Annotated in this window: 20 protein-coding genes and 1 riboswitch; of the genes, 12 read left to right on the forward strand and 8 right to left on the reverse strand. The window is 39.2% G+C overall.

Features of this window, described 5'->3' with window-relative positions; genetic code table 11:
- The first annotated feature begins 387 nt into the window (after positions 1-387).
- On the forward strand, positions 388-1,497 hold the full coding sequence (gene mutY / locus MHI18_RS14735; RefSeq protein WP_340848428.1) for an A/G-specific adenine glycosylase: 1,110 nt from the start codon (positions 388-390) through the stop codon (positions 1,495-1,497).
- A 350-nt stretch (positions 1,498-1,847) separates the two neighbouring features.
- Here mutY and MHI18_RS14740 read toward each other — a convergent pair whose 3' ends face one another.
- Positions 1,848-2,072, reverse strand: coding sequence for a hypothetical protein (locus MHI18_RS14740; protein WP_340848430.1), 225 nt, complete (start codon positions 2,070-2,072; stop codon positions 1,848-1,850).
- An 85-nt stretch (positions 2,073-2,157) separates the two neighbouring features.
- On the opposite strand from MHI18_RS14740, the gene fabL reads away from it, so the two are divergent.
- From fabL to MHI18_RS14765, 5 genes are all read left to right on the forward strand, one after another.
- Entirely contained in the window at positions 2,158-2,907 is a 750-nt protein-coding gene (gene fabL / locus MHI18_RS14745) for an enoyl-[acyl-carrier-protein] reductase FabL (RefSeq protein ID WP_340848432.1), read from the forward strand.
- Positions 2,908-2,988: 81 nt separating this feature from the next.
- On the forward strand, positions 2,989-3,231 hold the full coding sequence (locus MHI18_RS14750; protein WP_340848434.1) for a gamma-type small acid-soluble spore protein: 243 nt from the start codon (positions 2,989-2,991) through the stop codon (positions 3,229-3,231).
- Positions 3,232-3,393: 162 nt separating this feature from the next.
- Complete coding sequence (locus MHI18_RS14755; protein ID WP_340848436.1) at positions 3,394-3,648, forward strand: YgaB family protein; 255 nt, start codon at positions 3,394-3,396, stop codon at positions 3,646-3,648.
- Between the two features lie 271 nt (positions 3,649-3,919).
- On the forward strand, positions 3,920-4,447 hold the full coding sequence (gene ntdP / locus MHI18_RS14760; protein ID WP_040376095.1) for a nucleoside tri-diphosphate phosphatase: 528 nt from the start codon (positions 3,920-3,922) through the stop codon (positions 4,445-4,447).
- A gap of 75 nt (positions 4,448-4,522) precedes the next feature.
- Positions 4,523-6,271 carry an ABC transporter ATP-binding protein gene (locus MHI18_RS14765; protein ID WP_340848439.1) on the forward strand — a complete coding sequence of 583 codons (1,749 nt, stop codon included), beginning with the start codon at positions 4,523-4,525 and terminating at the stop codon, positions 6,269-6,271.
- A 42-nt stretch (positions 6,272-6,313) separates the two neighbouring features.
- On the opposite strand, the gene MHI18_RS14770 is transcribed toward MHI18_RS14765, so the two are convergent.
- The 6 genes from MHI18_RS14770 to metE all read right to left on the reverse strand — a co-directional run bounded on the left by MHI18_RS14770 (position 6,314) and on the right by metE (position 17,033).
- Positions 6,314-7,414: an FUSC family protein gene (locus MHI18_RS14770; protein WP_340848440.1), complete on the reverse strand. Its 1,101-nt coding sequence runs from the start codon at positions 7,412-7,414 to the stop codon at positions 6,314-6,316.
- Between the two features lie 195 nt (positions 7,415-7,609).
- A complete protein-coding gene (locus MHI18_RS14775; RefSeq protein WP_340848442.1) occupies positions 7,610-12,076 on the reverse strand; it encodes a glutamate synthase-related protein in 4,467 nt (1,488 codons plus the stop codon).
- 319 nt (positions 12,077-12,395) lie between these two features.
- Positions 12,396-13,703 carry a glutamate-1-semialdehyde 2,1-aminomutase gene (locus MHI18_RS14780; RefSeq protein ID WP_340848444.1) on the reverse strand — a complete coding sequence of 436 codons (1,308 nt, stop codon included), beginning with the start codon at positions 13,701-13,703 and terminating at the stop codon, positions 12,396-12,398.
- 79 nt (positions 13,704-13,782) lie between these two features.
- The gene (locus MHI18_RS14785) at positions 13,783-14,112 is read right to left on the reverse strand and encodes a hypothetical protein (protein WP_340848446.1); all 330 of its coding nucleotides are present in this window, start codon (positions 14,110-14,112) and stop codon (positions 13,783-13,785) included.
- 156 nt (positions 14,113-14,268) lie between these two features.
- Complete coding sequence (locus MHI18_RS14790; protein ID WP_340848448.1) at positions 14,269-14,745, reverse strand: acyl-CoA thioesterase; 477 nt, start codon at positions 14,743-14,745, stop codon at positions 14,269-14,271.
- On the reverse strand, positions 14,742-17,033 hold the full coding sequence (gene metE / locus MHI18_RS14795) for a 5-methyltetrahydropteroyltriglutamate--homocysteine S-methyltransferase (protein ID WP_340848450.1): 2,292 nt from the start codon (positions 17,031-17,033) through the stop codon (positions 14,742-14,744). Before metE ends, MHI18_RS14790 begins: the two co-directional genes overlap by 4 nt.
- A 163-nt stretch (positions 17,034-17,196) precedes the next feature.
- Positions 17,197-17,345, reverse strand: a riboswitch (cobalamin riboswitch).
- 185 nt (positions 17,346-17,530) lie between these two features.
- Between metE and MHI18_RS14800 the strand changes: the two genes are divergently transcribed.
- The 5 genes from MHI18_RS14800 (at position 17,531) to perR (ending at position 21,339) form a co-directional block, all read left to right on the forward strand.
- Complete coding sequence (locus tag MHI18_RS14800; RefSeq protein WP_340848452.1) at positions 17,531-17,950, forward strand: ion channel; 420 nt, start codon at positions 17,531-17,533, stop codon at positions 17,948-17,950.
- 60 nt (positions 17,951-18,010) lie between these two features.
- Positions 18,011-18,478, forward strand: a complete 468-nt coding sequence (gene bcp, locus MHI18_RS14805; RefSeq protein WP_340848453.1) for a thioredoxin-dependent thiol peroxidase — start codon at positions 18,011-18,013, stop codon at positions 18,476-18,478.
- Between the two features lie 12 nt (positions 18,479-18,490).
- Positions 18,491-19,600, forward strand: coding sequence for an aminopeptidase (locus MHI18_RS14810; RefSeq protein ID WP_340848455.1), 1,110 nt, complete (start codon positions 18,491-18,493; stop codon positions 19,598-19,600).
- A 172-nt stretch (positions 19,601-19,772) separates the two neighbouring features.
- The gene (locus tag MHI18_RS14815) at positions 19,773-20,723 is read left to right on the forward strand and encodes a D-2-hydroxyacid dehydrogenase (protein WP_340848457.1); all 951 of its coding nucleotides are present in this window, start codon (positions 19,773-19,775) and stop codon (positions 20,721-20,723) included.
- A 169-nt stretch (positions 20,724-20,892) separates the two neighbouring features.
- On the forward strand, positions 20,893-21,339 hold the full coding sequence (gene perR, locus MHI18_RS14820; protein ID WP_445669999.1) for a peroxide-responsive transcriptional repressor PerR: 447 nt from the start codon (positions 20,893-20,895) through the stop codon (positions 21,337-21,339).
- A gap of 41 nt (positions 21,340-21,380) precedes the next feature.
- On the opposite strand, the gene MHI18_RS14825 is transcribed toward perR, so the two are convergent.
- Positions 21,381-21,737 carry a YgzB family protein gene (locus MHI18_RS14825; RefSeq protein ID WP_040376082.1) on the reverse strand — a complete coding sequence of 119 codons (357 nt, stop codon included), beginning with the start codon at positions 21,735-21,737 and terminating at the stop codon, positions 21,381-21,383.
- A gap of 156 nt (positions 21,738-21,893) precedes the next feature.
- Between MHI18_RS14825 and MHI18_RS14830 the strand changes: the two genes are divergently transcribed.
- On the forward strand, positions 21,894-22,754 hold the full coding sequence (locus MHI18_RS14830) for a nucleotidyltransferase-like protein (RefSeq protein ID WP_340848461.1): 861 nt from the start codon (positions 21,894-21,896) through the stop codon (positions 22,752-22,754).
- Positions 22,755-22,843 lie beyond the last annotated feature (89 nt).

Consider the following 22,843-nt stretch of genomic DNA (forward strand, 5'->3'; position numbering starts at 1 on the left):
GTGGAAAAGATGAGAGTCCTCAAAAGGCAGAGAACGCCTTTTGGTCCTCTCCCTATTTCCTTTGTGAGCAAAACGGGCGCTTCCGCTTTTCTTATTGTCCAGCTGCAGCGCCTTGCTCCTCGGGTCATAAGCCCATCCTCTCTGCAGGAAAGAACGTCCTGCTCCGAGGCTAGATCTTATGCCTGTCGGAGCAGACCAAGGCGCTTCCGCTTTTCTTTATTGTCTAGCTGCAGCAGCCCAGCTCACTGTGGAAAAGATGAGAGTCCTCAAAAGGCAGAGAACGCCTTTTGGTCCTCTCCCTATTTCCTTTGTGAGTAAAACGGGTGCTTCCGCTTTTCTTTATTATTCCCTATTATGTGGTTAGTTTAACTTCTTGGAGGCAAAAATGTGAATGATCTTGAGTTTTTTTATGCAAAAAATATAAATATAGCTGAATTTCAGAACGATTTGATATCTTGGTTTGAGCGTGAACAGCGTGATTTACCTTGGCGGAAGAATAAAGATCCTTATCGAGTTTGGGTTTCAGAAATTATGCTTCAGCAGACTCGTGTTGATACGGTTATTCCTTTTTATAATCGGTTTATGGAGTGGTTTCCTACTCTTGAGGAGTTTGCAGATGCAGAAGAAGAACGAATTTTAAAGGCGTGGGAAGGGTTAGGGTATTATTCACGGGTTCGTAATCTCCAGACTGCAGCCCGAGAGGTGAGAGCAGCTTATAATGGAGAGGTTCCTGATACGCCAGAAGAAATAGCAAAATTAAAAGGGGTAGGTCCTTATACTGCCGGGGCCATTTTAAGCATAGCTTATGGAAAACCTGAGCCAGCTGTGGATGGTAATGTGATGAGGGTGCTGTCGAGAATTTTATTAATTAAAGAAGATATCGCTAAGCCGAAGACTCGTAAAGTTTTTGAAGCGGCGGTTCGTGAGTTGATTGATCATGGTAATCCTTCATTCTTTAATCAAGCTTTAATGGAGTTAGGGGCATTAATATGTAAGCCAAGTAATCCAGCGTGTTTATTATGTCCTGTACAGCAGCATTGTCAGGCATTTGCAGAAGGTGTTCAGACTGAATTGCCCATTAAGATTAAAGTGAAGAAAAGCCGTACTATTCCACTGGTATCAGCTATTATCACTAATGAGAAGGGCGAATACCTTATCCATAAACGTCCGAGTGAAGGTCTGTTAGCTAATCTATGGGAATTTCCTAATTTTGAAATTCATACATCATTGCTTCCAAAGCGAGAATTTTTCCAGGCAGAATTCAAAGCCTTGCTTGGGGTAAATCCAGTCATTCAACAACATATTACCAAAATTGATCACGTTTTTTCTCATCTTGTTTGGAATGTCGACACCTTTGCTGGGGTGATTGATGCGGAAATGGATGAAAGTAAATTAGTTGAAAATCACTATAAGTGGGTCAATACGGTAGAACTTGATGAACTAGCCTTTCCTGTATCACATCAAAAAATGCTAAAAGCATATTTAGAAAAAAGATAAAGCCTTTTGTGAGGTTTTATCTTTTTTTAGTGTCCATACAGACAAACGACCCCGAAGAAGCTAAAGTGTTTTACCATATCAACTTTGTTTTGTGCGGAACAAAGAGAAAAGTGTGCGGAATGAGAGAGTTTATGTGCGCTTCGGGTTCATTTGTGTGCGGAAATGGCTAAACTATGTGCGCTTCAAGCACTTTTATGTGCGGAATAGTGTATCTGGATAGGAGAAAATCAGGCTTGCTTGGAGTTGTTAAAAAGTTTCAAACCAGGCCTCCTAAAGGACTGATATTGTATCTGGAGGGTCTTCAGTAAAAAAGACTGTCGATGAATCGACAGTCACCAGCTCTTACTTATTTAATCACTGCTTACAACTGTGCCATGGGTGTAATCTGCTTCTTGTCGTTCTAGCCCTCCACGGTTTTCAATTTCTTTAATGATTTCTTTATGAATGCTCTGTCCTTCTTGATTCAAATAGGGTACCATTTGTTGGAGGGAATGATGAAAGTAAGCGAGCTCACTTTTATCCCAATCTGATTTAGGCATCATGGATAATTCCGTCATATCACGTCCTACATACATACGTACCACTCCATTTCTTTTTTCTTATTTTTTACAATAATCGATTCTTTATACTTGGTTTTCCACTATGAAAGGATGAATAAACATGGAACAAAAAGTTGCATTAGTAACGGGAAGCTCTAAAGGGCTTGGTAAAAGGACGGCAATCAAGCTGGCAGAAGAAGGCTATGATTTAGTCATTAATTATGCACGAAGCAAAACGAAAGCGTTAGAGGTGGCTGCAGAAATTGAAGCACTTGGGAGAAAAGCCCTCGTGGTCAAGGCAAATGTGGGTGATGTGACCAAAATAAAAGCTATGTTTGAGCAAATTGATGAAGTGTATGGAAGATTGGATGTATTAGTGAATAATGCAGCTTCTGGAGTCCAGCGTCCTTTAATGGAGCTTGAAGAATCACATTGGGACTGGACGATGGATATTAACGGCAAGGCATTTTTATTTTGTGCTCAAGAAGCAGCTAAGCTGATGGAACGAAATGGCGGCGGTAAAATAGTTGGGATTAGTTCTTTGGGATCGATTCGATATCTTGAAAACTATACAGCCGTTGGAGTTTCTAAGGCTGCTCTCGAAGCGTTAACTCGTTACTTAGCTGTGGAGCTTTCGAAGATGAATATTTGTGTAAATGCTGTGTCCGGTGGAGTGATTGATACGGATGCCCTAAAATCCTTCCCTAATCGTGAAGAAATGCTGGCTGAAGCGGCTTTACAAACTCCAGCAGGGCGAATGGTTGAAGTGGAAGATATGGTTAATACAATCATGTTCTTATTATCTGACGAATCCAGTATGATTCGCGGTCAAACACTAATTGTTGATGGTGGAATTTCACTGTTGGTTTAGTTTGTACCAATATTTAACAAAAATAAAAAGCATATGTTTTCACACTTCAGGTAATCTTAACTAGCGTGGAGGTGATTTCAAATGGCTAAGAAAACAAAATCAGGTACTGATATTGAACAAGTAAAAAAACAAAATGCAGGCCAATATGGTACTGAGTTTGCAAGTCAAACAAACGCTCAGGAAGTAAGAAGCCAAAATCAACAAGCATCAAATTCAAGTCAATCAAGCCAAGGGCAATATGGCACTGAATTTGCAAGTCAGACTGATGTTCAAAAAGTAAAAAAACAAAACCAACAAGCTGAATCAAATAAAGGCCAGTCATAAACTGAATGGTTGAAAGGGCATCCTTTTACAGGATGTCCTTTTTGCTGTTCCATTCATCCTTCGACAAAGGTTCTATTCACTCTACAATATCTCTTAAAGGAAATTCTGATGAATAAAAGAATACATAGCTAAGAGGAAAAAAATGTTTGTGAGGTGCGGGGAATGGAAGAATTTGATCGGCTGATTAGTGAACAGCTTAAGACTATGGATAAACTCTTGCTTCTGCAGTCTGAAATTGAAAAGTGTCAAGAAATTGAACAGCAGTTATATGCACTGCAGGAACTTAAACAAATCCAGTCCATTGGTGAAGAAGTGCAGCGAATGAAAAAAGAACTTTCGAGTATTCAAGATATATTTGAACGGCAAACAGAAGATGTCATTCGCTATTATCAGGAAAGTCAGGAGCCTTCTTTCTGAAAACAGCAGGCAAAAATAAGAAATTGGTCAGCCTCAAAACAAAAGGGAGAAGATAATTCCGAATAGGAAGCGTTGAAATTGACGATTTTATTCGAATTTCGGAGTTTTTTGGAACTTTTTTACTTGGGTCTGACCCTATTTAGTTTTAAATTCAGTAATAAATCGCTATAATAAAGGAATATAGGGAAATGGAAAAAAATATATACCAAAAATAATATCGAATAAGACATTGATTTGTATCATGTCGAAAGAAAGAAGGGGAAAGCAGACTATGGGGATTCCCACCGAAGGAGGAAGAATCCAAATCCAAAGTTATAAACACAACGGTCATATCCACCGAATTTGGGAAGAAACCACCGTTTTAAAAGGGACTCAAAACTTAGTTATTGCGGCCAATGATCGGACAATGGTAACGGAATCAGATGGTAGAACATGGATCACGAGAGAGCCTGCTATTTGTTACTTCCACTCGCAATTCTGGTTTAACGTAATCGGCATGCTGAGAGAAGATGGCGTGTATTATTATTGTAATATTAGTTCTCCGTTTGCGTGTGATACGGAGGCATTAAAATATATCGATTATGACCTGGATATTAAGGTGTTTCCAGATATGACGTTTAATTTATTGGATGAGGATGAATATGAAAAACATCGCAGGGAAATGAATTATCCCGACGCAATCGATAAAATATTAAAGTATAATGTAGATTACCTAATTTATATGATTCGCCAGCGAAAGGGTCCTTTTTCGGCGGAATTTATCGATTCATGGTATGAGAGATTTTTGACTTATCGTTAAATAAACAACACCTGTTGCTGACACAACAGGTTTTTTAAATGTTTTAAGAACTAATTATACTATCGGAGGAAAATCGTGGACAGCGTTAAGAGATATTTACAATTTGTAAAACCTTATAAATGGCAGATTGCTGGAACAATCTTGATTGGTTTATTGAAATTTGCGATTCCACTGTTAATTCCGCTGCTGACGAAGTATATTGTTGATGACATTATCGGCAATGATCAGTTGTCTGCTAACGTGAAAATCGATAAATTATATTGGATAATGGGTATTATGCTCTTCATCTTTGTCGTACTTCGTCCGCCAATTGAATATTATCGACAATACTTTGCGCAATGGACAGGGACAAAGATTCTTTTTGATATTCGCAATCAGTTATTTACCCATATTCAAAAGCTAAGCTTTAAATATTATGCTAATACCAGAGCGGGAGAAGTTATTTCGCGAGTGATTACGGATGTTGAACAAACGAAGAACTTTGTCATAACAGGTCTGATGAATCTTTGGCTGGATATCGCAACTATTGTTATTGCAGTAGCTATTATGTTTACAATGGACGTAAAACTAACGATTGTATCCTTACTTCTTCTTCCTTTTTACGCATTTTCCATTAAGCACTTTTTCGGCAAGCTTAGGACATATACAAGAGTTAGGTCCCAGGCACTGGCAGATTTGCAAAGTCATTTACAAGAACGTGTGCAAGGGATGCCCGTAATTAAAAGCTTCGCTATTGAGGATCATGAGCTAGAGGTATTTTCAAAACAAAATAAGAATTTTCTTGATAAAGCGATGCAGCATACAGGCTGGAATGCAAAGTCCTTTGCTGTCGTGAATACAATCACTGATGTCGCTCCGCTTGTCGTGATCGGCTTCGCGGGTTACCAAGTTATTCAGGGAGACATGACTCTAGGAACGATGGTTGCCTTTATTGGTTTTATTGATCGGTTATATAATCCATTGCGCAGGCTGGTAAACTCATCAACAACAATGACACAAACACTTGCATCAATGGATAGGGTTTTTGAATTTATTGATGAAAAATATGATATTGATGATGAGCCTAATGCAACTGAATTGAAGCATGTAGAGGGTAAAATAACGTTTGATCATGTGGTATTCTCATACGATACAGATGAGATGCCTGTTTTAAAAGACATTTCACTGGAGGTTAAACAAGGAGAGACAATCGCGTTAGTAGGTATGAGCGGCGGAGGTAAGTCGTCCTTAATTAGTTTACTGCCCAGATTTTACGATGTTACGAAGGGAAGAATTCTATTAGACGGACAAGATATCCGTTCCTTTAAAGTACGAAGTCTTCGTGACAAAATCGGAATGGTCATGCAAGATAACATTCTGTTCAGTGACTCAGTAAGAGCTAATATCTTAATGGGGAATCCTGAAGCAACAGAAAAAGAAGTGATTGCTGCTGCTAAAGCGGCAAATGCTCATGATTTTATCATGAACCTGACGGATGGCTACGAGACAAAAGTGGGAGAACGTGGTGTGAAACTATCTGGGGGTCAAAAGCAAAGGGTAGCTATTGCTCGCGTATTTTTGAAAAATCCACCCATACTTGTTATGGATGAAGCTACATCGGCTCTCGATCTCGAAAGTGAACATTCAATTCAAGAGGCGCTTGAAATATTAGCTAAAGATAGAACGACTTTCATTGTGGCTCATCGGTTATCAACGATTACACATGCAGATAGAATCGTATTAATTGATAACGGAGAAATCGCTGAAATTGGCAGTCATAATGAACTGATGAATCAAAAGGGTCATTATTACCGATTGTATCAGGTACAACAGCTTGATAATTAATAAAAAAGGCAGCTCCCTATATTCAGGAGCTGCCTTTTCCTATTATTCTTCATTTTCAACGGTAATATGGTTTTCTTGTTTATGAAACGATTGAAAGCTATGAATCAGTTTTTCTAAATGTTCAAGCTGTTCGTCGTATTCATTAATGGCGGAAATTAATGGGACAGTTCGTGCAAACATATCTCTGTGTTCCCGATCTAATTTTTGCTGCTGTTCAAAGAAAACCATTAATAATTCATGGCGGCTAAAACAATCCCCATTCCATTCCTCAAAGCTAGTAGTGGTCTTGATCTTACCAATATGCTTTAAAAGAAGCTGCTCATGTTTATGAATTAGACGATCAACATGATGCTGAAGCTGACTCTGGAATTCTTCCGGCATGAGATTTACTTCGTTCTCAAATTTATGGATTCTCTTAAGTGTTTCAAAGGCTTTCTTAGTTGTGACAATCATTTGCCGATAGACAACAAATTTACGCGATTTAGGCTGGATGTGCTTTTTAAGGTAGCTTCGCTCTTCCTTGTACATCGAGTAGATTTGTTCAAGCCTTAATAATTCATCTTTGATTCGGCTGATATCTTTCTTTAACAGTGTATGTTCAGAGGCATGACGACTGCTGATTCGAATCCATTTAATAATATCTTCCGTTACATCAGAAAGCTGTGTGTATAGCTTTGCTTCATATTTAGGCGGTATGAAAATTAAGTTGACTAAAAATGAAGATAAGATTCCGAGCATAACAGATGAAAAACGTATAAATGCAAAGGTGAGGAATGCACCTTGCTGGCTTTCCATAATGGCAATAACAGTAACAATCGAGAGTACAATGGTTTTATCCATTTTTAATCGAAGGTTAATCGTAATAACGATAATAACTGCTAATCCAATTATGAAGATATCGTTACCGAATAGTAAGACAAAGATAACAGCTACTAAGGCACCAATGATATTTCCTTGAATCTGCTCAATCATGGTGTGATACGAACGAAGAATCGTCGGCTGAATTGCAAAGATCGCTGCAATTCCTGCAAAAGCCGGAGAAGGAAGGTTTAGCAGCTCTGCTAAGTAAAGAGCTAAAACAATTGCTACTCCCGTTTTAATGATGCGGGCACCAAGCTTCATAAAATATATAATTCCTTTCATAAATGGTTATTCGTCTTTACAGAATTTAGGGTCATATTACTAATATACTTTGTACTTTACACTATTTCTGATAATAGTAAACAAAATAGTAATATAAAACATTTGAATAGTGGTTACAAGGAAAACTTCCTTTTATCAATCAAGAAATAGTGAGAGCCGGTAACCCTAAGTGAGTTTACCGGCTCTTTACTAAGTTTATTCTGTAGAAACAGAAGGATCCGCTTGTTCTTTTACAGGTACGATTTGAAGAAAATGATGGGCTGGATTTTGTAATAATCCTTCGAGTGAGGCAGCCTCTTCTGCTTGGTCTTGTTCTTTGAGTAATTGCACGTATTTCCCTAATAGTTCTGCAATATCCTTGAGACCGGTTGTTGATAAGGGCTCAATGGAGACATTAGCCCCATTCGCAATTCTTCTTTGAATAGCAGCAGGAGTAAGGCCTGAATCGGGCTGTTGTCTTAAGTAAACAACTCCACCGGTCATACCCGCACAAATCCAAGGACCAGGATCACCAAGGACAAGTCCTCGGCCATTGGTCATATATTCGAATGCAAAACCTTTAATATTGGCATGTACAGCAAGATTTCCGTGTTCAATTACATCAATTGGGCGTTTTAACTGTCCACCGATAATCATATCTGCTCCGGAAAGGCGGATACCAGCACGTGCATCTGCGTCTCCTTGGGCAACAAGCAAACCATGTTGCGCACCATAGCCAAACCCTTTACCGACTGAGCCATTATAGAATAAACCGTCCTTACCTGGAGATTTAAAAATAAGAATATTTCCTCCAATAGAGGTTTTTCCAATTCCATCCTGTGCGCCGCCGTTTACCGTAATATCAATCCCCTCGGTATTATAAGCACCAAGGCCATTTCCAGGAATGGAGCCATTATTATAGGACAGCTTTACGGGTTTGAGTAGTTTATAAGAACCGTCTAGACGTCCTCGGACACGATAGCAGGCTACACGGCTTCCGAGTACCCGCTGTTCCGAGGTAACTGAACTGTATTCTCGAGATTCATTCAGCTCAGCAACATGGGAATCTAAATACTCTGCTCCAACGGCAGCTTGCATAGCTCCTGCATTTACTAGAGAGTTGGTATCTCGATGTCCCATTTGACTGATGTCCAGCGTTTTCAATAAGAATGTCAGGTCCATTTGTTCTTTTCCAATGGACTGCTCAAGTAAGTCTGATCGTCCAACAATTTCTTGGAGATTCTTTACCCCTAGAGCTGCTGTTAATACTTGAAGTTCTTTTCCAAAAGCAGTGAAGAGATTGGTCAGCCCTTGAACAGCTAAATCATATTTACGCGGGACAAAACGGCGAAGTCCGTGCTCTTTTGCTTGTGCCTCTGTTTCAATTTGGGTAGCAATCCCGACATGACATGTATCAAGATGGCAGCCTCTGCATGTTGTACAGCCGACAGCAATCATGGACAATGTTCCAAACCCTACGCGATTCGCACCCAGCAGCATAACCTTTAATACATCAAGTGAGCTTTTTAATCCGCCGTCTGCCCAGATTTCGACATTTTGCCGAATGCCAGCTTCCAGTAAAGCGTTATGGGCAGCCTTCACCCCAATTTCAACCGGAAGACCTACATGCTGCAATGCGTGAATCCGTGCCGCTCCTGTACCGCCATCAAAGCCGGAAAGGGTAATTATGTCGGCACCAGCTTTAGCAATTCCAACTGCAATCGTACCAATATTCGGCACGACCGGAACTTTAACGGCAACTCTTGCCTTATCATTGCCGGTTTTCAATTCATGAATCATTTGAGCTAAGTCTTCAATAGAATAGATATCATGATTATTAGATGGTGAAATTAAATCAGAACCAATTGTTGCGTTTCTGGCTTCGGCAATTTTGGCCGTCACTTTAGAACCGGGTAAATGTCCGCCTTCTCCTGGCTTAGCGCCTTGGCCAATCTTAATTTCGAGTAAATTTGAAGAGTTTAATAGTTCAGCATTCACACCAAATCGACCTGATGCAATCTGCTGGCCGCGGGTACGCGGGTATTTCCCAAGCATATCTTTAATTTCGCCGCCCTCACCATTCATACTCACCATATTCAGTCGTTCAGCTGCTTCCGCATAGGATCTAAAGGCAATTTCATTTTGGGAACCAAATGACATCGATGCTATGACAAATGGAAGGTCGTGGTTACCAATAGAAATATCTACGGCTTCAGGATTGAGCGGTGTTTCAGCAAGTTTTAAAGACGTTAGATGCCTAATTGTCGTTGGATTACTTTCTTCCTGTTCACTAATTTTTTCACGGTAGGCCGAGTAATCACCAGTGGATGCTACCTCACCGATTGCCTTCCAAATTCTTGGGAAGAGATGAAAGGTTTTGCCGACTCGTTCTTTCTCATTCTCATAATCTACTGCCCGTTGTATTGAGTCATCCTTCATGGCAGCAAAATTATGCTTGAGGTTGTCTGAACCAAAGAAATTAATGATATTTAAATGACTGGACACTTCCTCGTGCAGGCCGATGCTGGAAAATAAGCGTCCATAGCCTCGCAGCTCATGAATACCGATTGTGGATATGACTTTTTCAAGTCCTTTTGACAATGCCTTGTAGAGGTTAATGGTTGGTACAAGTGTTTCATTTGATAAAGATCGGAACATATAGTAGGGACTAATTAAATTTGCCCCAAAACCATAGGCAATAATTAAATCATGTAAAGTCCGGATGGATGCAGATCGAAGAAGAAGGGAACAATTCCGGCGTTTTTCAGAATGAACTAAAGCGAGATCAACAGCGGATGTAATAAGATGTGGATCCAGCCATAGGTTCCCATTTTGATGGGCTTGTGCATCATCTAAAATCAGCAGTGTTTTTCCATTGTCGACCGCTTGAATAGCTTCGTCTGTTATCCTTTTTAGTGCTTCGGGGATTGTTTCGTCCTCAGTAAATACTACAGGCAGGACATGTGCAAGCTGTTGATCAACGTAATGCTCCACCAATTGTTCATAACTCGGCTGTGTAAGTTCGGCTGTGCAGTCTAATCCAATTTTCCCTTCAATTAAAACGGGACTTAATAGCTCGAGTACGTTACCTGCATCTTCAGCTTCAAATAAAGCTGGGCGTTTACCAATAATTGTTCTTGTCGAAAAATGCTCTGTTTCCCGATCACGGTCAATGGCTGGATTCGTGACGACTGCAACACTTTCCTTAATGTAGTCAGCAATATTTTTGCGCTGTGGGTTTAAGGCAGCAAGAGGAGCATCATGACCTAATGAACGAATAGGCTCTGCACCTTTTTCAGCCATTTGTTCAACAAATTGAATATGGTCCCTTTCCCAGCCAAATGCTTTATATTGTCCATTATGGAGGGGTTCTGATGACATTGCATTTTCAATATCTTTGAATGCTTGAGGCTGTAAACGGAAACGGTCAGATTCCAGCTGGAGTCTACTTGAGAAGCGAGTATAAACTTCTTCTTGATATTTTTTGTAATCAAAAACCTTGATCGTATCTCCTGCCCATTTCAAACCGATTTTTTCACCAGGACCAATGGGTTTTGGCTCACCAGTATATTCAGAGTTTGAAATAATTCCAGGTTCAGAAGAAAAGAGATATGAAGTTTCCGTTTCTATGTTCCAAAGCGGGCGCAGGCCGAGTGAATCGACAGAAAATACAGCTTCATCGCCAAAGCGGGAAATGATACCGGCTGGTCCTTGTGCAAAATGGCCCCAGGCTTCTCTTAAATAAGTATAAAGGTCCTGAAGATGTTCCTGGTAAACCTTTATTTCATTAATGATTGGAGGGAAGACGATGTCGATTGCTTCAAATAATGAATACCCATGACGACAAATAAATGTTTCAATGGTTCGGTTTAAATCTTGAGAGTCACTGCCTTCCTTAGCGATAGGGACTCCAATCATCTTCGCTTCATCACGCAGTTTAGCAATCGTGTTAATTTCACCATTATGACCTAGGACACTAAATGGCTGAACACGGAAAAAGCTAGAGAGCGTATTAGTAGAGTAACGGTTGTGGCCAAGCGTCATGGTAGAGGCAGCTAGAGGATCTGCCAGGTCAGTGAAATAATTCGGCAGGATATCAGCGGCTCCCATAACTTTATACACGACATGAAATTGACTTAATGAAGCAACGTGAACATAATTACTTTCAATTGAAGTCGTTAATTCAAAAAGGGCATTCGTCAATTCTTGCTGTGATAATTCAGATGTACAGCAAATTTGCCAGAATATTGGGTCTTCTTGAATTGCGATGGGTCCGAGAGCGCTTGAATGATAAGATTGGTCACTTTCAAATAGGATGGTCAGGCCTTTTTCCTGTAATTTCGTCCGAATTTCTATAAATACATCTGATACAGTTACTTTTCTGCTAAGAAAAAAATGACCAACTATAAAGCCGTCGGTGTCTACAGAGCTGTTGTCTATTTGATGATCTTTGAGTTTTTTCTTCCAAAGTGTCTTAGGAATGTCCATATGGATTCCAGCCCCATCACCCTCACCATTGATGAAGCCAGTACGATGGTTCATTTTCACTAATGCATCAATACAAGTAAAGATATTTTTATTCGAAGGTATTTTCTTTTTTTCAATACTCGCGATTATTCCGCAGGCATCATGCTCTTCACGGTAAAACTCTTTAAATTGATTTGGACTCCATGGTTGGCTCATATTATTCGGCGTTTTATAAGGATGGATCCTTATTGCTGCCTTTCACCTCCTAAGTGACGTAACAAGTTCTAAAAATAGAGTACGTTTATAAACATCAAAAAATAATTAGTGGTGTCGGTGTTTGATTTAGGGGTTATTTACAAAAAATGAGAATAGTACCATCATAATATCATTTAAATATTCAGAAATCAATTTGAATATACAGCATTTTAGAGAGGGAAGGTGTGTGATAAATAGATGATATTAAGAGGTAATTAATAAGAAATAATAAAAAACCCCAGAAGAATATCTCTTCTGGGAATGAATATATAATGTATTTTTATGCGTTTTTCAGCTGATTAGAAAGTGCTTGGAACGACCGTTCAACAGCATCCAGTGTTTGTTCAACATCTTCATCTGTATGGGAAATCGTTAGGAACCACGCCTCGTATTTCGACGGAGCTAAATTGATTCCTTCATTCAGCATCAGCTTGAAGAATTTCGCGAACAGATCACCATCGGTATTTTCAGCTTGCTCGTAATTAATAACGGTTTCTGTTGTAAAATACACAGTCAACGCGCCTTTAAGTCGGTTAATGGTAATCGGTATATCGTGTGCTTTAGCAGAATTCAGGATACCTTCTTCGAGAATTGCTCCAAGGCGGTCAAGGTTCTCATAGAGGCCTTCTTGTTGAAGAACTTCTAAACAAGCTATTCCAGAAAGGATGGAAGCGGGGTTACCGGCCATAGTTCCAGCTTGATAAGCAGGTCCAAGGGGAGCCACTGTTTCCATAATTTCTTTTTTACCACCGTAGGCACCGATAGGAAGACCTCCGCCGATAATTTTGCCGAGCGCGGTTAAATCAGGTTTAAGTTTTAATAAATCTTGTGCACCACCGTACATGAAGCGGAAAGCGGTAATCACTTCATCAAAAATGACAAGAGCACCTGCTTCATGTGACAGTTCAATCACTTCTTCTAGGAAACCTGGGAGTGGTTCGACGATTCCAAAGTTCCCAACAATCGGTTCAACTAAAACACCGGCAATCTCATTTCCCCACTTAGCGAGAGCTTCCTTAAAGGGCTCGATGTCATTGAAAGGAACGGTTATCACTTCTTGAGCTATGCTTTTTGGAACACCAGCAGAATCCGGAGTTCCAAGTGTAGCTGGACCAGATCCTGCAGCTACTAATACAAGATCTGAATGACCGTGATAACAGCCTGCAAATTTAAGTACCTTATCGCGGCCAGTATAAGCACGAGCAACTCGGATGGTAGTCATAACCGATTCAGTTCCCGAGTTGGTAAAACGCACCTTATCCATATTCGGCATAGCATCCTTGAGCATTTTGGCGAATTTAACTTCATGCTTAGTAGGTGTTCCGTAAAGGACACCTGTTTGAGCAGCCTTTGTAATAGCTTCGGTGATATGAGGATGAGCATGTCCTGTAATAATAGGACCATATGCTGCAAGATAATCTATATATTTATTGCCGTCAACATCCCAGAAATAAGCTCCTTCTCCGCGTTCCATAGCAACAGGCGAACCTCCGCCAACTGCTTTATATGACCGTGAGGGACTGTTTACCCCACCGACGATATGTTCTAGTGCTTCTTTATGTAGCTCTTCAGATTTTGTGAATTTCATTTAAAAATACCTCCTCAAACTAAAAATTGACTCTATTATCATAGCATTATTCCTATCTTTTATCTCGGGATAGTATCAGCTACTTGTTCTTTTTAAAAGTTAGTAAAGCAGTCTGTACATACCCTAAGAGGGTAATAATTGTTTCAGTGCTTTCAAGATTGAATTTTTTTCGGGCGACTTCTCCTTCAGGTTGATAATAAATTATGGTGCCATTTCCTCTTTCTTCATTAATAGAAAGTTGAAAGCTTAAGGGCGTGTCCATAATGGAGCCGGCATCATCTCTTTCAATGATTTGGCCTAACACTTCATTTTCATCATCTTCTTCATATAAAAAGTCGAATCCTTCATGCATAGCAATCACTTCAATTTGTGAGAGCAGTATCTGCTTAAGTGATTTTGAATTTTCCATTCTCTGATTCTCCTTTCTCTTTTTCAGAAATAAATAGACCACGGGTCAGTATACCAATTTTACTGTAAAGTAAGGTGAGATGATAGCCTGGAGGGGAGAGTTTGCTGGGAAACAAAACAGGCTCATGCTAGATAACTAGCTTGAACCTGTTTTGTTTCAATGATGACGCAGTCTGTATCGTTCATTCGCTTCTTGATATTGTTGTTTTTCTTCTTCCGTATGAGGAATGACTTCCGGAACACGGGTTGGTTTGCCATCCTCACCTATCGCGAGCATCGTCAGTCTTGCCTTTGCAGTAAGCTGGCGTTCACCCGTTAATAAATTTTCTCTTTCAACCTTCACAATGACATCCATTGACGTCCGATGCGTACAGACTACATAGGCTTCCAAGTTGATTGCTTCACCAGTTTTAATAGGAGCTAAAAAATCAAAAGAATCGCTTGAAGCTGTGACAACCGGTTTTCGACAATGTCGCATAGCAGAAATACAAGCAATTTTATCTACGTATGCCATTACTTTACCACCAAATATCGTATGGTGATGATTCGTATCATTTGGGAAGACAAGGTCTGTTAAAACCGTTCGTGACTGCTGAATGGGGATAGCAGCTAGGATATCTTGATTTTTAATCATACAGTCACATTTTCACACTGCTGTCTAACCTTTCTAGCAGCTTCAACCATGTTTTTAAGTGAGGCGATAGTTTCTGGTATTCCCCTCGTTTTAAGACCGCAGTCAGGATTTACCCAGAATTGATTTTTATCTAGAACACGTATCCCTTTCTCAATCATCTTGGCCATTTCCTCAACACTTGGTACTCTCGGACTATGAATATCGTACACGCCTAAGCCAATCCCTTTTTCATAGGTTTTTTCTTCAAAGACAGAGGCAAGTTCACCGTGACTCCTTGATGTTTCAATGGATATAACATCGGCATCAAGTGAAGAAACAACATCCATAAAGCTATTAAAATCGCAATAGCACATATGGGTGTGGATTTGGGTGGTATCTTGAACAGTTGCTGTTGTAATAAGAAAAGAAGATACGGCCCAATCCAAATAATCTTGTCTATCACAGACTTTCAGGGGTAATCCTTCTCGAAGGGCAGGTTCATCAACTTGAATCATGGTTATTCCGGCGCTTTCAAGGGCGATTACTTCTTTTTGTAAGGCTAAGCCTAGTTGATAACAAACGTCCTTTTTCGGAATATCGTTACGTACAAACGACCAGTTTAGGATGGTAGCAGGGCCAGTCAGCATCCCTTTTACGGGTTTATCTGTTAGTTGTTGTGCGTAAACACTTTCGCGAACCGTCATTGGTTCTAGGAAGTCTACATCCCCTGAAATAACTGGCGGTTTCACACAGCGAGAACCGTAAGATTGAACCCAGCCATTTTTTAAAAAGACAAAGCCTCCCAATCTTTCTCCAAAATATTCAACCATATCGGTTCGCTCGAATTCCCCATGGACAAAAACATCAAGCCCAATATCTTCTTGAATCTGTATCCAATTTTTGATTTCTTCGTTTATGAAAGATTCATATTCAGAAGCATTCCATTCATTTCGTTTAAAGTGGCTTCGAGCCTTCTTGACTTTGGCTGTCTGTGGAAAACTACCGATTGTCGTAGTAGGTAGAAGAGGAAGCTTAAAAATGGCTTGTTGCTTTTGGTACCGTTCTTTAAATGGGAGGTTCCTGCTGTAGCTTCTAGACTGTGCTGCTTCGGCTTGTTCCTGAACAACGAAATTATTTCTAGTCTCAGAATTTGCTAGTTTGGCTAAAGCGGCCTGCTGAGCGTCGAACTGAAGTCGGACAGAATTGATTCCTTCATTTAATCCTTTAGTAAGAAGGGAAATTTCTTGTAATTTTTGATCGGCAAAGGACATCGCTTCTTTGATTTCTGATGTAAGCAGGGTTTCGTTATCTGTTGTAACCGGAACATGCAGCAGACTGCTGGAAGGTTGAATCCAAAGGTTATCCTTAGAGACAAAGCGGCTGATAGTTGAAAGTAGATCGACTTTAGCTGGTAAATCAGCCCGCCAAATATTTTGACCATCAATCACACCAGCTCCGAGAATTTTATCTTTTGGGAAACCGAACTGTTTGAGACTTTGCAGATTACGTCCATTGTCATAGACAAAATCGAGTCCAATTCCTTGAACAGGGAGTTTAATCAACTCTTCATACCATTCAGCTCTATCAAAGTAGGTTTGCAGCAAGATATGTAAGGATGGGGCAGCTAGTTGTAATTGTTCATAGAGATAGGTAATTGTTTTCATTTCTTCTTTAGCAAGAGAGGTGACAAGAATCGGTTCATCGATTTGTATCCACTGTACCCCTTCCTGTTCAAGCTCCTGTAAAATTTGTTTATATAAAGGCAGGAGACGCAGAATAATGGACGGTAGGTCTTTTTTATTGTAGCCCTTGGACAGCTTAATAAAAGTATAAGGACCTATTAGAACCGGTTTTCCTTCGATACCCAGCTGTTTCTTTGCTTCCCGATAGGCAGCCAGAGGTTTGTTTTCCAACAGTTTGAGCTGACTGTTTTCGATTTCTGGAACAATATAGTGATAGTTTGTATTGAACCATTTTGTCATCTCCGCTGCCACTTCATTTTGATTACCCCTGGCCATTGAATAATAAATGGAAAGAGGTACTTTACCGCCTGTATAGTCAGAGTACCTTTTAGGGACAAGACCGAACATCACAGCTGTATCCAGCATTTGATCATATAGGGTAAAGTCGTTTACGGGTATCCACTCAATGCCGTGGTCTTTTTGTTTTTGTAGATTGGCTAGGCGGATTTCGGTCATTTTTTCTTGAAAGTCACTTTCTGTTAGGCTTCCTGCCCAATATGCTTCCAGTGCTTTTTTCCATTCTCGATTTTCTCCGATTCGCGGATATCCTAGATTTGAGCTTTTCATATTGTTCTCCTCCTATACGATATAAACCGACTTTTTCTATTTTAAAAACAAAAAAGGCATTCCCAGCTCTTTTAGAAAGAGTTAGAAATACCTAAAGAAAGGTATGCAGTTATACCTGTGTCTTCTCATTATCTAACACCTCCCTATCCTTCGTAGGTTAAAAACAGTGTTGTCGAAACAGGCAGGTAACCTGACTTAAGGAAATGTTAGTTAATTTCCAATTACAGTGGCGGGACCGTGCCGGAATTTACCGGACTTCCCTTTTAATCCTTTGATATGAGTATCAGAGGAACCTGTTTCCACATTATAAAATTATTAAAAAAGTTTGAAAATTTAAGTAATGATAGCATGAAATGATTTTACTGGTCAACCCAATCTGGGTGAATGGTGCTTACGGCGCATAGATGAAAAGTAATGACTGGAATTTTTTCTTTCATATAAAGAATGAATAGGTAGTAGACATAAGATATAGGACAGAATGGGAAAAGAGGAAGGACATGATTTTTTATTTATTAATGCTTGCCATTATTCTTTGTATGATTATGAGCGTCCGTACTTTGTTTTTATCTTCCATATATAAAAAAAGGTTATCACTAGAAACCCTGGCATGGGCTACGAATTTATATACCACTATCTTAATTGGCTTTGCAATGATTTATCTATTATTTGAATTGAGAAATCATATGGTGATTCTAGATGGAGGGCATCGTGTGGCAGGTGATTTCTTTCAACAGATGGAAACATCCTTTTATTTCAGTGCGATGACCATGTTTTCTGTAGGTTATGGTGATATCAGCCCTATTGGGATAGGAAGAATGATTGCTACTGTTCAGGCATTTATTGGATATACACTTCCAGTCGCATTTGTTATTCGTACAGTCATTGATTACGAGGAAAAGAATCGAAAAGACCTCTGATAGTTGTTTTTATCTAATGGATTCGGTAATCTTTACCTAGAAGAAAGAGGAGGATGTATGATGAGTTTACAAATTGGAGAGAAAGCTCCAGAATTTACATTGCACGCTAATAATGGACAAGAAGTATCGTTAACCGATTTTAAAGGAAAAAATATTATTCTCTATTTTTATCCAAAGGATATGACACCAGGCTGCACAACGGAAGCGTGTGATTTTCGTGATCAGCATGAAAAGTTTGAAGAATTAAATGCTGTGATCTTAGGTATCAGCCCAGATCCTATTTCCCGGCATGAAAAATTCATTGAAAAGCATGGCCTGCCGTTTTTATTACTTGCAGACGAAGATCATGAAGCGGCTGAACAATATGATGTGTGGAAATTAAAAAAGAATTTTGGTAAGGAATATATGGGAATTGAACGTTCAACATTTTTAATTAATAAAGAAGGAAACCTCGTAAAGGAATGGCGTAAGGTGAAAGTCCAAGGTCATGTAGAGGAAGCTTTGGAATATTTGAGGAAAGAGCAGTAAGCGGAGGGTATTATGAGAGATACTAGGCTTGTTAACTTAGCAAAAATGTTAATTCATCATTCAGTCAAGTTAAAAACAAAAGAGAGGGTCTTAATTCGCGGCCATTATAACGCTAAGCCGCTTATGAAGGAACTCATAGATGAGGTATACCAACTGGGAGCCTATCCGTATATAGAATTACTGGATGATGAACTGGATAAGCATTTGGCACTGGGCTATGAAAAAGAACAATTAGAGACAGCAGCGAAATGGGCTATGCAAAAATACCGAGATATTGATGCCGTTATTATTGCTTATGGTGAGGAAAATGATGCTGAAATGGCAGAAGTGCCTATGGATAAGCATAGACTCCGCGGCCAGGCAATGAAGGAATCGACCTTTTTCTACGTAAATAACCGTCGTTGGGTTCTTCTTAATTATCCAACTCGTGGTCTTGCACAAAAAGCGGGAATGAGCTTTAGCCGGTTCGAAGACTATTTACTAGATGTCAGTTCGGTTGATTATCAAAAAATGAACCAAGCTATGCAGCCGCTGAAAGAACTTATGGAGCGTACGGATAAAGTTCGGCTTGTAGCTCCTGAAACAGATATCCAGTTTTCAATTAAGGGAATCCCGGCCGTGGTCTGTTCAGGAGAAAATAACGTTCCGGACGGCGAAGTATTTACGGCTCCGATTAAAAATAGTGTTAATGGAGTAATTAGGTTTAATACACCATGTCCTTATCAAGGAACCACATTTAACAATGTGTCACTCACTTTTAAAGATGGGAAACTCGTGAAAGCTTTTTCAGATCAACTCGATAAAATGAATGAAATTTTCGATACGGATTCTGGGGCACGCTATATTGGTGAATTTGCACTTGGAGTTAACCCGTTGATTACTGAACCAATGGGCGATATCCTTTTTGACGAAAAAATATGCGGCAGTCTTCACTTTACACCAGGAGAAGCATATGAAGAAGCGGACAATGGGAATCGTTCGTCTGTTCATTGGGATATGGTCTTAATTCAACGTAAAGAATATGGCGGCGGTGAGATTTATTTTGATGACGTATTAATTAGGAAAGATGGCTTATTTATCCTTCCTGAACTAAAAGGCTTAAACCCCGACCAGTTAATCTAACGGCCTATTTTTCTAGTGTTAAGGCTTTTGTCCAACCAATTGTTTTGAAAGTGAATATGCTTAAGTATAGGAATACCTCCTCAAAACTAGCTTACGCGGTGATTCATTGCCGCGTTTTTTTTATGAACTATTAATCTCTACAAACCATGACATTGAAACGGAGGATAAACGAATGATAATCCTTACAACCCTCATTCTACCTGAAGCCTTACAAACAGACCTACACGAAACGTATCCAGAACTTACATTTTATTATCAAGATGGCGTAGATACGGAAGATGAACTTCTAAAGGTAGCAGATGTCATAATTACTTACGGGGAGGACCTCACAGAAAATCATATTGAGAAGGCACTTTCTTTAAAATGGATTATGGTGATCTCTGCGGGCCTAGAAAAAATGCCGCTGAAGGCGATTGCTGCACGTGAGATTTTGCTAACAAATGCAAAGGGGATTCATAAAATTCCAATGGCTGAATATACACTAGGTATGATCCTTCAATATGAAAAAAAGAGTAAGGACATCATGCTTAATAAGCAAAATCAAAAGTGGGACCGAGTATTAGAAATGGGAGAACTGCATGGTAAAACGATATTGATTGTTGGTGCGGGGGCCATTGGAGGAGAAATTTCACGGTTATCGAAAGCATTTGGAATGAAAACATTAGGAGTAAATAGAAGCGGCACTGCGGTAAACTATATCGATACACTTTATCAATTAGATAAACTAAATGAGGCTCTCGAACAATCTGATTATGTAGTTTCGGTTTTACCAAGTACTCCTGAAACAAAGGGGCTGTTTACAAAAAAACAGTTTCAGGCAATGAAGAATACCAGTGTCTTTATTAATATTGGCCGTGGAGACCTTTTTAACGAAAATGTTTTAGTGGAAGCCCTGAACAATGGAGAATTAGCACACGCTATCCTAGATGTGTTTGAACCTGAACCGCTAAATCAATCGCATGTGTACTGGACAATGGAGAATATAACAATTACTCCTCATATTTCTAGCCGAACAACCGAATATCTGCCTAGGGCTTTAGGGATTTTTAAAGAAAATCTGTTCAATTACTTAGAGGGAAACAGAGAACTCAAAAACACCGTAGACCCCTTAAAAGGATATTAACGTGGAGTATGATAATGGAAAAAAAACATATAAAAGGATAATGGTGAGATTTTAAGACTAATTTCACCTATCTTGATAGGTGAAACATTGACAAATACATGGTTTTCCCATTACACTAATTATAAAGATTATAATTTAAGAATTTATACTTAAAGAGAAAAAGAGGTGCATGACGGTGTCCGAAGATATGTTAAAGGAAGCCTTGCATTCATTAAAAGATACTGGAGTTAGAATCACTCCTCAACGTCATGCGATACTTGAGTATTTAATTAACTCCATGTCGCATCCAACAGCTGATGATATTTATAAGGCATTGGAAGGTACGTTTCCCAACATGAGCGTGGCAACTGTTTATAATAATTTACGAGTGTTTCGTGAAATTGGCTTAGTTAAAGAATTAACTTATGGTGATTCATCTGCACGTTTTGATTTTGTTACCACTAATCATTATCATGTTATTTGCCAAGACTGCGGGAAGATTGTTGATTTCCACTATCCAGGTTTGGACGAAGTTGAACACTTTGCTTCTCAAGTAACTGGCTTCAATGTCAGTCATCACCGCATGGAAATTTATGGTGAGTGCGCTGAGTGTTCTGGAACAAAAGAAGTGCATTAAAAAAGTTCCACCTTTACAGGAGGAACTTTTTTTAATTTATCCTATTTATCACTTATCTTTTTACGGTTATATTTTTCATCGAAATCTTTACCTGCAAGATTTTTATCGAGTGTTAGTGACTCGTCGCAATGCATACAGATATCGACACGGCCAAGAATTTTTGTTGGTTTGCCGCAATTCGGGCAAATTACTTGTACTGACCTGGTGGACAGCATACCAATCCAAAAATAAACAACTGTGCTTGCAACTATGAAAAGCAGTCCCAGTATCATGAAAATAGTCATCACTATTGGATGAGATTTAAAGAATATACCGCCGTACATCACAATAAAGCCGATAAAAATCAAACTTAAGGCAAAAGTACGAATTTTATTTATTTTACTAGAATATTTAGCCATTGTTGTCCCTCCTGAGATATAACTATATCATATCTATATGGCAAATATGAACAAAGATAGGCTATAAATTAAGCTGTAATAGTAGGAATAAGCAGGAGTTTGAAATAAAACTGTCGAAAAGAATAACTATATTAACGGTTTTGGGGGAATTAAACTATGGAGGACATCCTTCGTCCGATTTATCAGGAACGCGCCAGTATGAAATCTACCTTAGGTATTTTATTAATTGAAAAGAGAGACAGCAGTACGAGTACGGATTCTTTTGATTACATTCTATTTATCATAGTTAAAGAAGCAGAAGAACCTGTTTTCCTAAAACAATATACATATAGAAACAAAAAAGCATCCATGCATATCGTAGAGGAAGAAAAGCTGAAAGAATGGCTGCTGCTCGGAACGAATCGTAAAATGGTTGATTGGATCCAAAATGGTAAAATCCTTTTTGATAGAAATGAATATGTACATAATTTAAAAACAGAAATTCGAGAGTTCCCCTTCTATGGACGGAAGATTAAAATGGGGATGGAATTTGCAAAGCTCATTAGAAGATATGTAGATGGAAAATCATTCTTCGAAAACGGCCATGCGTTGGATGCGTATAACCATGTTGTTCATTCGCTGCATCATTTGGCTAGACTTGAAATTATCGAACAGGGATTTTATCCAGAGGTGACCGTTTGGAATCAAGTGAAACACATAGAACCTGAGATATTTAAGTTATATGAAGAGCTAGTGACCAGCGGAGAGTCTTTAGAGAAAAGATTAGAGCTATTGTTCTTAGCTAGTGAGTTCCTGATTTACTCGAGAACTAATCTAGGTTCACAGCATCTATTAGAAATCATGAGTACAAAGGAAGACCCTTGGAGTATTGCTGAATTAATGGCACATCCTGAACTTGCTCATTATTCTGTTGATCTAAGTGTTTTGTTAGAATACTTAATAGAGAAGAATGTTATTGATGTTATTAAGGTAGAGACTAAAGGACAAGAGATTTATCACCGGTATTACAGAGTTTGAAATTATTTTAAAAAAGCTATTGACCGATAAAAAGAATGATGGTATATTTATTAACGTTGCTGCGAGACATTCGCTTCGCAGCTAATTAA

Origin of the sequence: Peribacillus sp. FSL H8-0477 (assembly GCF_038002765.1) — a bacterium.
Taxonomy (GTDB): domain Bacteria; phylum Bacillota; class Bacilli; order Bacillales; family DSM-1321; genus Peribacillus.

Coding starts and splice junctions, on each gene's coding strand:
- MHI18_RS14740 (WP_340848430.1), bottom strand. CDS start 2,072: ATGTATGTAGGACGTGATATGACGGAATTATCCATGATGCCTAAATCA.
- fabL (WP_340848432.1), top strand. CDS start 2,158: ATGGAACAAAAAGTTGCATTAGTAACGGGAAGCTCTAAAGGGCTTGGT.
- MHI18_RS14750 (WP_340848434.1), top strand. CDS start 2,989: ATGGCTAAGAAAACAAAATCAGGTACTGATATTGAACAAGTAAAAAAA.
- MHI18_RS14755 (WP_340848436.1), top strand. CDS start 3,394: ATGGAAGAATTTGATCGGCTGATTAGTGAACAGCTTAAGACTATGGAT.
- ntdP (WP_040376095.1), top strand. CDS start 3,920: ATGGGGATTCCCACCGAAGGAGGAAGAATCCAAATCCAAAGTTATAAA.
- MHI18_RS14770 (WP_340848440.1), bottom strand. CDS start 7,414: ATGAAAGGAATTATATATTTTATGAAGCTTGGTGCCCGCATCATTAAA.
- MHI18_RS14775 (WP_340848442.1), bottom strand. CDS start 12,076: ATGAGCCAACCATGGAGTCCAAATCAATTTAAAGAGTTTTACCGTGAA.
- MHI18_RS14780 (WP_340848444.1), bottom strand. CDS start 13,703: ATGAAATTCACAAAATCTGAAGAGCTACATAAAGAAGCACTAGAACAT.
- MHI18_RS14785 (WP_340848446.1), bottom strand. CDS start 14,112: ATGGAAAATTCAAAATCACTTAAGCAGATACTGCTCTCACAAATTGAA.
- MHI18_RS14790 (WP_340848448.1), bottom strand. CDS start 14,745: ATGATTAAAAATCAAGATATCCTAGCTGCTATCCCCATTCAGCAGTCA.
- metE (WP_340848450.1), bottom strand. CDS start 17,033: ATGAAAAGCTCAAATCTAGGATATCCGCGAATCGGAGAAAATCGAGAA.
- MHI18_RS14800 (WP_340848452.1), top strand. CDS start 17,531: ATGATTTTTTATTTATTAATGCTTGCCATTATTCTTTGTATGATTATG.
- bcp (WP_340848453.1), top strand. CDS start 18,011: ATGAGTTTACAAATTGGAGAGAAAGCTCCAGAATTTACATTGCACGCT.
- MHI18_RS14810 (WP_340848455.1), top strand. CDS start 18,491: ATGAGAGATACTAGGCTTGTTAACTTAGCAAAAATGTTAATTCATCAT.
- MHI18_RS14815 (WP_340848457.1), top strand. CDS start 19,773: ATGATAATCCTTACAACCCTCATTCTACCTGAAGCCTTACAAACAGAC.
- perR (WP_445669999.1), top strand. CDS start 20,893: ATGACGGTGTCCGAAGATATGTTAAAGGAAGCCTTGCATTCATTAAAA.
- MHI18_RS14825 (WP_040376082.1), bottom strand. CDS start 21,737: ATGGCTAAATATTCTAGTAAAATAAATAAAATTCGTACTTTTGCCTTA.
- MHI18_RS14830 (WP_340848461.1), top strand. CDS start 21,894: ATGGAGGACATCCTTCGTCCGATTTATCAGGAACGCGCCAGTATGAAA.